Here is a 10,755-nt window from a genome sequence, read left to right on the forward strand (position 1 = left end):
CGGCAGGTTGATGCTGCCGGGGATGTGACCGCGGCGGGCATAGGTGTCCACCTCGCCGCGGTAGGTGGGCTCGTCCAGCACGTTCACGAGAATGGTGTTCTCATTGTCCAGGCTGGCCGCGATCTCCTCGGTGGAGCGGAACAGCTCGGGGCGGCGGGTGCCGGTGAAGGTGCGCGGCGTGGGCTCGGGGAGCACGTCGGTGACCTGGTGGCCGGCGGCCTTCCAGGCCGGGAGCCCGCCGTCGAGCACCGTGACGTTCTCGAAGCCCTCGTAGCGCAGGTGCCACCAGAAGCGGGTGGCCCAGAAGCCGTCGTGCTGGTCGTAGACGACCACCGTCGCCCCGTCTCCGATGCCGAGGGCGCCGGCGGCTGCGGCGAACCGCTCGTGGTCCGGCGCGGTCCAGGGTTCGGGGTTGTCCGGGTCGGCGAAGTCCCCCAGGAGGTCCGCGAAGAGCGCACCGGGGATGTGTTCCGGCCGGTACGTCTCCGCGCCCGACTCCGGGACGTAGGGGCCGTCGGTGGGGACGGGGAGGTGGTTGGTGGCGTCGACGACGACGAGGTCGGCGTCGTCGAGGTGCTGGTGCAGCCACGAGACGTCGACCTGCGAAGGCAGAGGGGATGCCATGAGGATCCTTTCAAGGTTGGTGATGAGTCACCTTCCAAGTGTAGGGACGCGCGCTGAGGGGGCAACGGATCGAATCTGGGCGATCCGAAGGATGGCGCCGCCCCGGCCCTCTCGTGTATCGGGGCCGGGGCGGACTCGCTGTCAGTGGACCCGCTGCAGCCGCACGTTGACGAACTCGCCGAGGCCCCAGCGGCCCAGCTCGCGGCCGTAGCCCGACCGCTTCACGCCGCCGAAGGGCAGGCCGGCCATGGTGGTGCCGTGCTCGTTGACGTAGGCCATCCCGACCTCGAGCTTCTCGGCCACCTCGGAGGCCTTGTCGGTGTCGGCCCCCCACACCGAGCCGGACAGGCCGAAGGGCGTGTCGTTGGCGACGCGCACGGCCTCGTCGACGGAGTCGTAGCCGTACACCATGGCGACGGGGCCGAAGATCTCCTCGGTGTAGGCGTCCATCTCCGGGGTGATGCCGGTGAGGACGGTGGGCTCCATGAACGCACCCGGTCGATCGATCGCGCGGCCTCCGGTCACGAGGGTCGCGCCCTGCTCGACGGCGCGCTCGACCTGCTCGACCACCCCGTCGCGGGCGTCCTCCGAGGACAGCGGTCCGAGCCCGGTTCCCTCGTCGGCCGCGGGGCCGACCTTGGTCCCCTCGTACAGGTCGCGGAGCTTGCCCACGAAGTCGTCCTTCATGTCCGCCGGAACGAACATCCGCTTGGGCGAGTTGCATGCCTGGCCGCAGTTCGACAGCCGCGCCTTGCCGACGGTCTCGACCAGCTCGTCCAGGTCGTCGGTGTCCAGGACGATGAGCGGGTCCGAGCCGCCCAGTTCGAGAACGCTGGTGGTGAGGTTCTCCCCCGCCACCTTGGCCACGGCGGCGCCGGCGCCCTCGCTGCCGGTGAGCGAGACGCCCTTGATCCTGGGGTCGGCGATCATCTCGGCGACCGTGTCGCTGGAGGCGTAGACGTTGACGTACGCGTTCTCCGGAAGCCCGGCCGCGCGCTGCACCTTCTCTATTGCCGCGGAAGAGCGCGCGCAGATGCTGGCGTGCTTGAGCACGATGGTGTTGCCCAGGAGCAGGTTGGGGGCCGCGAACCGGGCCACCTGGTAGTAGGGGTAGTTCCACGGCATCACGCCGACCAGGGGTCCGACCGGTTCGTGGGTCACGCGATTCAGGCGGGCGCCCGGCACGTCCAGCGTCTCGGGCTCCAGCAGCGCGGGGCCGTGCTCGCCGTACCAGCGGTAGATCGAGGCGGCGAGCTTGACCTCCCCCTGCGCCTGGTCGGGCAGTTTGCCCATCTCGGTGGTGATGGCCTTGGCGAGCTCGTCGGCGTGCTCGTCGAAGGCGTCCGCGATCGCCAGGAGGATCCGCGCCCGCTCCGCGACGTCGGTGGCGCGCCAGGAGGTGAACCCCTCGGTGACGGTGGACAGGATCCCGTCGACGTCGTCGGTCTGGTCGTACTGGCTGTCGGTCGTTCCCGTTGACGGATCGTGGGTGACGTACATGTGGGTCCTCCCGTGGTTCGCGTCCGCCGGGTGATCGACCCGGCTCTACGTCCGACGGTAGGACAGCCTTGCCTCGCCTGCATCCGGTCGGGGGGTGCGGCGGCCGCGCGGAGCCCGGTCATCACACCGACGGTGACCGAGACTCCGCGCCGCTGTGCCTCCACTCAGGGTGAGGCCACTCGGATAGGGGCCGTCATGCCCATCCCTGGGCGGCGCGACGGTCGGCATCCGCCATACCCTGGTTTCCCTGACTCGCTGCCCGCGAGATCTCCGCGAGCATCGCCTGCAGGGCGGCGGCGGCCTGGTCCCAGTCGTTCTGGTGGGCCTGATAGGCGACAGCGGCGTCGCCCTCCCATTCGGCGACGAGCGGTGCGAGGTACGCCCTGAGATCGTCGAGGGTGGTGCGCAGCGCCGTTGACGCCGAACCGACCTGGCCGACGAGCGCCTCGATCGGGCCGTGGTTATAGGTGATCTGTCCTGAGGTCATGAGAATTCTCCCGACTGGAGGTGGGTGGTCAGATGTTCAGAGGGCCGGAGGCGCCGACCCGGCTGATCGCCTGCGCGGAGTCCTGATCGGCGGCCTCGAACGACGTGCTGTTGGTCCGCATGGTCTCCGAGATTCCCGCCAGGGCGGTGTTGAGCTTGGTGCTCTGCTGCTGCCACTCCGCCATGATCGTCGCGAACCGGGCCTGGGCCGCACCCCGCCACACCGACCCTCCGAGCTGCGACACCGAATCCCGGACGTTCCCGAGCAGTCGATCGATCTCAGTGTTCACGTCGTCGACCCGTCTGGCCGCGGTGTCCATGGTCCCGATGTGGGTGTTGAAACCGGCCATCTCGTCCTCCCCTTTGTGGTCCTGCGGCCCCTTCCTGGGTCCGTCACAGTGTTCGACGTCCCCGGGGCCGGGTTCGGTTCCATCCGCCACGACGACCACCCGGAGGGCGACTCAGACTCCCTCGTGTAGCCGGAGAGCGGCCTCGACCGGAGCGAGATCCGGAACGACGAAGGAGAGCAACCGCGCCTGATCGCAGGCGTCCACCACCCGCTCGGCGTTGCGTCCGCGGGCCAGGATCTCGGTGGAGCCGGTGCCCGCCTCCCGCCGCCCACGCCGTAGCGCGGTCACCGCCTCGAGCACACGGGGCACCTCGTCGTCGCGCATCGAATCCCGGCACGGATCCCACCGGTGGACGATGGTCCGGTCGATCAGGGTCAGCTCCCCCCGCGTGCGTTCGACGAGGCTCACAGTGGTCCTCGCGGCGCAGGCCTCCACGCACACCGCCCAGCGGGCCGAGGATGAGGGCAGCGCCTCGGCGGTCACCAGCGCCGCGCGGACGATGTGGGGTGACACACCCAGGCCCTCCGCAGCGGATGCCAATCGGGCGGAGCGGGTGTTGCCCCACCCACTGGGAACGATGAGCACCACTCCGTCTCCGTCCCCCGCCGCGCCCCACCGCAGGGCCCGGGAGACCGGAGCCGCCAGGAGTTCCTCCACGGGGACGGAGAGCCCGGCCACGTCGGTGCGATCCCGGTGAGCGCCTGCCAGCGGGTCCGGCAGACAACGGTCCGGGTGCCGGAGGGCGACGGAGTCGACCCGCTCGGAGCACTCGATCCGATCGCCCCCGGGTGGTAGCGCGGAACCGTCTGCACCTGCGAGGACGGAGGTGGGCGCGACCGCCGGGGAGAGAACGGTCGACGCCGACGCCGACGCCACCGACAGTCCGGAACAGGAGAGATCGACCGCGATGGTCGCGCCCACGGGGGTCACGGTTCCGCGAGTGCGGTCTGCACCAGTCGGACGCCCCCGCTGCGGGTGACGAGCCTGCCCCGACCCGCCGGCAGGTGGGTGGGACGTACTCCTCCGAGAAGGGGGCCCTCCTCGCGGCTCCCGGACATGATGAGGCCGGCGCCGCCCAGGTCCCGGATCCCTCCCACGAGACCGTCGTACAGCGCGCGCGAGGAACCCGCGGTCCTCCGCGCGAGAACCACGGAGAACCCGATGTCGCGGGCGTGCGGGAGGAATCGGGTCAGCGCGGACAGCGGGTTCCCCGCACCGGTGATGACGAGGTCGAGGTCGTCGACGATCAGGTGGATTCGCGGACCGTTCCACCACGAGCGGGCGCGTAGTTGCTCCGGCGTGATCCCGACGCCGGGCATCCGGCCCTCGAGGATCTGGACCAGGTGATCGACCATCGGCACCAGCGCCGTCTCGGTGGCGGCGTATCCCGCGAGATGATCGCCCTCGATCTCGCCCAGCATGGTGCGGCGGTAGTCCACCACGATGACCTTCGCCGCCTGTGGGCTGTTGCCGGCGACCAGCCCCCGGGTGACGGCCCGGAGAACAGAGGTCTTGCCGCATTCCGAATCGCCGAGCACCAGCATCAGCGGGTCCGCCTCGAGGTCCGCGTAGACGACCTTGAGGTCGGATTCGTCCACACCGAGAGGCACCCGCGTCCGTGTGCCGTCCGGACCCGGGCGCGCCAGACCCGCGAGTTGGGCGTACGGCAGGACCTCCGGGAGCATTCTGACCGGCGCCGCGTTGACGGGGCCCACCAGGGCCCGCCACCGCTGCGCCAGGTGCCGGGAGGCCGAGACGGTGGCGTCGGCGATGCCATCCGGGTCGACGAGTCCGTCGAGCCGGGGTTGGTAGACGAGCATGTGGTGGCGTTCGCGGGTCAACCCCCGGCCGGGAGAGGCGGGGACGGTCATCGCCGCCCGGCGGTCGATCATCGAATCCGTGGGATCACCCAGCCGGAGTTCGACACGGGTACCGAGCGCGTCCCGCAGCGCCGGCCGGAGGTCGGCCCAGCGGGCTGCGGACAGGACGACGTGGACGCCGTAGGACAGGCCGTCCGCGGCGAGCCCCACCACGAGCTGTTCCAGGTCCTCGACCTCGGTCCGGAACGCCTGCCAGCCATCGATCACCAAGAGGATCTCGGGATACTCGGCGATCGACCGACCGTCGCGCCCGATCAGCCGGCGGCGGGCGTGGTCGACGGACGTCACTCCCTCGTCGCGGAACGCCGCCTCCCGGCGCTTGAGTTCGACGCCAACCTCCGCGACCGTTCGACGGATCTTCTCGTCCTCGCCGCGCCTGGCGACACCACCGACATGGGGGAGCTCGGCGACCGACTGGAGAAGCCCGCCACCGAGGTCCACGACGTATACCGAGAGCCGGTCGGGTCCGGTGGTCGCCGCGGCGGCCAGCACCAGGGTGCACAGGGTGGTCGACTTGCCCGACCTCGTCCCGCCCACCACCGCGACGTTGCCGTCCGCCCCGGAGAGGTCCACGACCCAGGAGGCTCGACGCTGTTCGAACGGCAGGTCGACCTCGGCGATCGGGAAGCGCAGGCTCGGCGGGCTCTCGTCGCTGGACACCGTCGGTTCTGTTCCGACCGCCGTGTCCAGGGCTGCGCCGGCCCCCAGAGGCGGGAGCCAGACCTCGTGTGCGGGTCTTCCGTGACCGGCGAGCCGACCGACGAGGACGTCCAGCAGACTCGTCTCCTCATCCCGGTCGTCGGGGACTGGCGCGTCGCGTCGGTCGGCGGCCGCCGATGGGGCGGGAGCGGCCACCGGCATGTACCAGGACGTGAACGGACGCACTGTGGCGCGGGCGACCGGGACGGCGACAGAGGAGCCGTCACGTCGACGATCCTCTCGATGGGGCCCCGAGACGTAGGCGGCGTCGAATCGCACCGGCTCGCCGGAATCGACCTTCAGAAAGCCCGCGCCCGGCGTGGCGGGCAGGTGATAGGCGTCGGTCACACCCAGGACGGTGCGGGACTCGGTCGCGGAGAACGTCTTGAGGGCGATCCGGTAGGACAGGTGACTGTCGAGACCGCGCAATCGTCCCTCCTCGAGCCGTTGAGACGCCAACAGCAGATGGATGTGCAGACTGCGCCCGAGACGCCCGATGGTGAGGAACAGTTCCGCGAACTCCGGCTTGGAGGACAACAGCTCGGAGAACTCGTCGACGACGATCACCAGTGCCGGCAGGGGATCGAGCTGCGCTCCCCTCGCCCGCGCCGCCTCGTAGTCGCCCACACCCGCGTAGTTGCCCGCGGCGCGGAGCACCTCCTGTCGCCGGTTCAGTTCGCCCTCGAGCGCATCCCGCATCCGGTCGACCATGGTGATCTCGGACTGGAGGTTGGTGATCACGGCTGACACGTGGGACAGCGACTCGAGTCCGAGGAACGTGGCCCCGCCCTTGAAGTCCACCAGCACCAGGTTGAGCGCGTCCGGGTCGTGCGTGGCGACCAGGCCCAGGACGAGGGTGCGCAGGAACTCGGACTTCCCGGACCCTGTCGCGCCGACACACAGGCCGTGCGGGCCCATTCCGCCGTGCGCGGCCTCCTTGAGGTCCAGCTCCACGGGGGCTCCATCCGGGCTCACCCCCACCGGGACGCGCAGGCGGTCGCGTTCGCCGCGACGTCGCCACGCCACCGCCGGGTCGACGCGGGTGGCCATCCCGATCCCCAGCAGGTCGGGCAGACCGGGGACCCGCCTGGTGGAAGTGGAGCCGTCGGCGTGTGTCACGGTGTCGGCGGGTCGGTAGCGGGCGAGTGCCATGGCGAGCCGCTCCGCTTCCGGAAGGCTCATGGAATCGGCCCTCGCGATGTCCTCCTCTCCGGATTCGGTGTGTACCGACGCCCTGCCGTCGTCGTCGAGCCGGACACACAACCCGAGACGAGTCGCGAGGTCGCGCAGCTGCCCGGCGCGACTGCCGGAGACCTCGAGAACGGTCACGCCGTCCAGTCCGTCCTCGGCCACCAGACGCTCGGCGCCGGTGACTCCCACGCCATCCACGATGACAACGAGATGAGGCACCTCCCGACCGTCCCTCGCGTTCGTCCCGAAAGCGGGCCGCACCGCGATGTCCTCGGAGAGCATCGACTCGACCCCGGCGAGTGAGAACTCGGTGAGTCGCACCCGTCCGCCGCCGTCCGTGTACGTCGGGTGTTCGTGGTGAGGGAGCCACTTGAGCCATTCCCAGGCCCGGCGGGCGTTCCCCTCGCTCGCGGCGACCGCCACGCGGACCCGGTCGGGACCGTGGGAGACGACGAGTCCTGCCAGTGCCGCTCTGACCGCAGATCTCGCCACGTCCACATCACCGTCCAGGGAGACGGCGGCGAACGCCCGCAACTCCAGCGCCACAGGCAGGTCGTCCACCACCGAGTGGACTCTCACGAAGCGCCTCATGCTCACGACCGAGACGGGCTCCAGATCGTCGACCGGACCGGTGTCGGGGGCGGACAACCTGGTCGCCAGGGACTGCCGCCCGGGGCCCAGTCGTACTGTGAGGTACTCCGCGTCGCCCTCCTCCCGCTCCCACATCCGTGGCGTTCCGACCAGCGCGGGCAGCTCCACCGGGTCGGGGTGTCGCCACAGTGCGGCCGCCCGCTGTGCGGCCACGGTCTCGTGGACGGTCTCCCGGGTCTGACCCAGGTAGCGGAGGTAGTCCTTCCGCAGTTCGTCGGTCTCACCGGTCTTGTTGCCACCGGACAGGCTGCCGGCGAGCATTCCGACAGCGGAGACGGCCATCATCACGGGGAAGAGCATGAACATCGGGTTGCGCATCATCCCCGTACGCATCATCACCACGACCATCCCGACCACGGCGACGACGAGGACGACGGGGAGCACGATCTGCACCAGTGGCCTGGGAGTCGGACGGGGCAGTGCCGGAGGGGCCTGGAGGGTGAGCTCACCGGTCGACACCGCCGGCGCCTCGAGCCGCTCGCCGCGGGTGAAGACCACGTCACCCATCCGCGCCCGCCTCCTCGTCCAGTTCCTGCCGCCCGGTCCCCGACGACCCGTTCCTCGTCCGAAACCGGAGGAGGGGCCCCCACGGGAGCATCCCGCCGTCGACAATGGTCGCCGTGTCGAAGCGCGATATTAGGGCAGTGCACGTCGTGACGGGGACGTCAACCGACCAGGGTGGCACCGCCGGCGACCGGGTGGGCAGGGACGAGTGGGAGGACAGGGCGTGACGGGGCGGGACGAGCCCGGGGGCGTCGCTTCGGGCGTCGAGCCGCTCGACCAGCGTCGGGTGTCGATCGTCTGCCGAACGACACGAGTGGATCTGAGTCTGCCGGCCCATCTCGAGCTCGTCGCCGTGATCCCCGAGATCGTGGACCTGGTCCGCGATCGGATCCGGGCGGCCGCGGGGCCCGCCTCGAGTGTGGACGTCGACGCCCGGATGGGTGGGCACGCGAGCGGGTCATGGCAGCTGTCGAGGTTGGCGGGTGGACCACTGGCCGTCTCCGAGACACTCGCGCAACAACGTGTGCATGACGGAGAGATCCTCGTGCTGGACCACCGGCCCGTGCCCACTCCGGCGCCGCTGTTCGACGACGTGCTGCAGGGGCTCACCGATCCGGACGTGGCGCGCTCCTCCGTCTGGAGTCGCCGCGACGCCGTCGACACGGCCACCGCGACGACTGCGGTGGCCGTGGTGGCCGCCGTCGCCGCACTCGTCGGCCAGTGGTGGAACCTCGGGGGGATCGTGCCCCCTCTCGTGGCCGCCCTACTGGCCGCTCTCGGCCTCGCGGGGGTCCTCGCACTCCGCCGGACCGCCGCCCCCGTCTCCGCACACGCCGTGGCGGGGGCGTCCACGTACGGGTTCACCGTCCTCGCGGCGGGGACGGTCGGCGCGGCCCCCGGCGGAGCGGGGAACCTGATGGGTGGCCTCACCGCCGGGGCGGTCCTCGCCGGTGTGCTGCGGTGCACCGTGTTCCGGACGGGCCACGATCGGTCGTACGGTCTCGCGGCGGGTTACCTGGCTCTGGCCCTCGTGTCGGCGGTGGGCGCGATCACCGCCATGATCGTCGCGTACACCACCGTTCCCGTGCACGCCGTCGGAGCCGGAGCCGTCCTCACAGGCCTGCTGCTGCTCACCGCCGCACCCGGCGTGTCGATCTCGGCGGCCCGGATCCCGATCCCCCCGGTTCCGGCGCCGGGCGAGGACGTCGAGGCCGGGGATCTGGGCGAGGTCGATCACGACCTGCGCGCGCGGCATGCCGATGACCGACGGTCGCATGGACCTCTGCCCACACCGGCGGTCCTGAGGCACCGCTTTCTCACCTCACGTTCGTGGCTCACCGGCCTGTTGGCCGCAGGGGGCGCGATCTGCACGGCCGGGGCACTCGTGGCGCTGACCGGTGGTCCCGCGTCCACCCGGTGGTCCGCTCCCCTGGCACTGGTCGTGATCCTGACGTTGGTCCTCCGGGGCCTCGGGTACGCCGACCGGGTGCACACGACGGTGCTGCTGGCATCGGCCCTGACGCTGGCGTCCGGCCTGCTGCTCGGGGCGGCCGTCACCCATCCGTCGCCGGTCGGGATGGTGATCCCCGCGGCCGCCGCCCTGGCCGCAGCGGTCGTCGTCGCGGCGACGGCACTCCCCCATGTCGAACTCTCCCCTGCCGTGCTGCGCGCCGTGGGGACGATCGAGGTGATCGGTATATGCGTGCTCGTACCGCTCGCCGTGGGCGCGATGGACGTCTACTCGACCGTCCGTCAGCGATGAGGTCGGGCCTGCTGGTACCCCTCGCGGCCACCGTGGCGCTCCTGACCGCGCACTCTGTCGATGGTCAGGTGGCGGCCGCGCTCGAGCGGCCCTCCATCGACGGTCCCGTCCCGGAGGTCGGCCCTATCGATCCCGGTTCAGCCGAATCGGGATTGCGGCGTGACGGCCCCTGTCGCACCACGGCTGCAGTTCTCGACCCGTCCGCCCCGCCCGCCTCCGCGACGGTTGACGATCTCAGTGCGGCGTGGATCCACGGGCGGGGGGAGGGGCAGGTGGTGGCCGTGATCGACACCGGTGTCAACCCCGGTCCCCGTCTGCCACGTGTTCGTGGGGCCGGCGACGTCGTCCCCGGCCGGGACGGCACGGAGGACTGCGATGCGCACGGCACTCTGGTGGCCGGGGTGCTGGCCGCGAGCGAGGACGACTCGGGCCATTCCGGTGTGGCGCCGGGCGTCGAGATCGTCTCGATCCGGCAGTCGAGCAGTGTCCTGAGGTCGACCGCACGCTCATCCGACGTCACCTCGGTCGGATCCGGGGTCGGCACACTCTCCTCCCTGGCGAGGGCGATCCGCGCGGCGGTGGACGCGGGTGCCGGCGTGATCAACATCTCGGAGGTGGCCTGCGTTCCCGCCGGTACCGCGCTGGCCGACGACACGCTCGGTGGAGCGGTCCGCTATGCCGCGGTCGACCACGACGTCGTGCTGGTGGCGGCTGCGGGCAACGTCGGTCAGACCTGTGGGGACCAGAACCCCGACCACCCCGATCCCGCCGCTCCCGGGGACGACGGATGGGACGACGTCGTCACCGTGGCGGTGCCCGCCTGGTACGACGATCACGTGCTGGCCGTGGGCGGCGTCGGTCCGGACGGATCCGCAGCGGACTTCTCGCTCAGGGGACCGTGGGTCGACGTGGCCGCCCCCGCGGTGGGCCTGCGATCGGTCGGTGCCGACGGCGCAGGGGTGTCGGACCTGGTGGTGGACGGGGACGGCGCGCGGACCGCCATCAGCGGGACGAGCTTCGCCGCACCGTACGTCGCCGGCACCGCCGCGCTCGTCCGACAGGCGTACCCGGGGCTCACCGCCCGACAGGTGATCGCGCGCATCGAGAA

The 10,755-nt window shown here is 71.1% G+C and carries 8 protein-coding genes; 2 read left to right on the plus strand and 6 right to left on the minus strand.

All coding sequences use genetic code 11. The features are described 5' to 3' along the window. The 6 genes from G6017_RS03990 to eccCa form a co-directional block, all read right to left on the minus strand. Nucleotides 1–624: sulfurtransferase (locus G6017_RS03990; protein WP_182616038.1), on the minus strand; the 624-nt coding region annotated here is incomplete at its 3' end. Between the two features lie 141 nt (nucleotides 625–765). Then, nucleotides 766–2,124: an NAD-dependent succinate-semialdehyde dehydrogenase gene (locus G6017_RS03995; protein ID WP_179525892.1), complete on the minus strand. Its 1,359-nt coding sequence runs from the start codon at nucleotides 2,122–2,124 to the stop codon at nucleotides 766–768. A 193-nt stretch (nucleotides 2,125–2,317) separates the two neighbouring features. After that, entirely contained in the window at nucleotides 2,318–2,611 is a 294-nt protein-coding gene (locus G6017_RS04000) for a WXG100 family type VII secretion target (RefSeq protein WP_182616040.1), read from the minus strand. A gap of 28 nt (nucleotides 2,612–2,639) precedes the next feature. Next, the gene (locus tag G6017_RS04005) at nucleotides 2,640–2,960 is read right to left on the minus strand and encodes a WXG100 family type VII secretion target (protein WP_179525894.1); all 321 of its coding nucleotides are present in this window, start codon (nucleotides 2,958–2,960) and stop codon (nucleotides 2,640–2,642) included. A gap of 111 nt (nucleotides 2,961–3,071) precedes the next feature. After that, nucleotides 3,072–3,890, minus strand: coding sequence for a hypothetical protein (locus G6017_RS04010; RefSeq protein ID WP_346995323.1), 819 nt, complete (start codon nucleotides 3,888–3,890; stop codon nucleotides 3,072–3,074). Further along, nucleotides 3,887–7,888 (minus strand): type VII secretion protein EccCa, encoded by a 4,002-nt coding sequence (gene eccCa / locus G6017_RS04015; RefSeq protein ID WP_179525896.1) that lies wholly within the window; start codon nucleotides 7,886–7,888, stop codon nucleotides 3,887–3,889. Before eccCa ends, G6017_RS04010 begins: the two co-directional genes overlap by 4 nt. Before the next feature lie 220 nt (nucleotides 7,889–8,108). On the opposite strand from eccCa, the gene eccD reads away from it, so the two are divergent. Together eccD and G6017_RS04025 are read left to right on the plus strand one after the other, a co-directional pair. Next, the gene (gene eccD, locus G6017_RS04020; protein WP_182616043.1) at nucleotides 8,109–9,647 is read left to right on the plus strand and encodes a type VII secretion integral membrane protein EccD; all 1,539 of its coding nucleotides are present in this window, start codon (nucleotides 8,109–8,111) and stop codon (nucleotides 9,645–9,647) included. Nucleotides 9,648–9,928: 281 nt separating this feature from the next. Beyond that, the coding region (locus G6017_RS04025) for a S8 family serine peptidase (RefSeq protein WP_347237939.1) at nucleotides 9,929–10,755 on the plus strand (827 nt) is incomplete at its 3' end.

The sequence above is a fragment of the Dietzia sp. B44 genome (assembly GCF_014145245.1).
GTDB classification, from domain to species: Bacteria; Actinomycetota; Actinomycetes; order Mycobacteriales; family Mycobacteriaceae; genus Dietzia; species Dietzia natronolimnaea.

Bases quoted from the DNA above. Each gene is read 5' to 3' on its own strand.
- G6017_RS03995 (WP_179525892.1), bottom strand. From the start codon at position 2,124: ATGTACGTCACCCACGATCCGTCAACGGGAACGACCGACAGCCAGTAC.
- G6017_RS04000 (WP_182616040.1), bottom strand. From the start codon at position 2,611: ATGACCTCAGGACAGATCACCTATAACCACGGCCCGATCGAGGCGCTC.
- G6017_RS04005 (WP_179525894.1), bottom strand. From the start codon at position 2,960: ATGGCCGGTTTCAACACCCACATCGGGACCATGGACACCGCGGCCAGA.
- eccCa (WP_179525896.1), bottom strand. From the start codon at position 7,888: ATGGGTGACGTGGTCTTCACCCGCGGCGAGCGGCTCGAGGCGCCGGCG.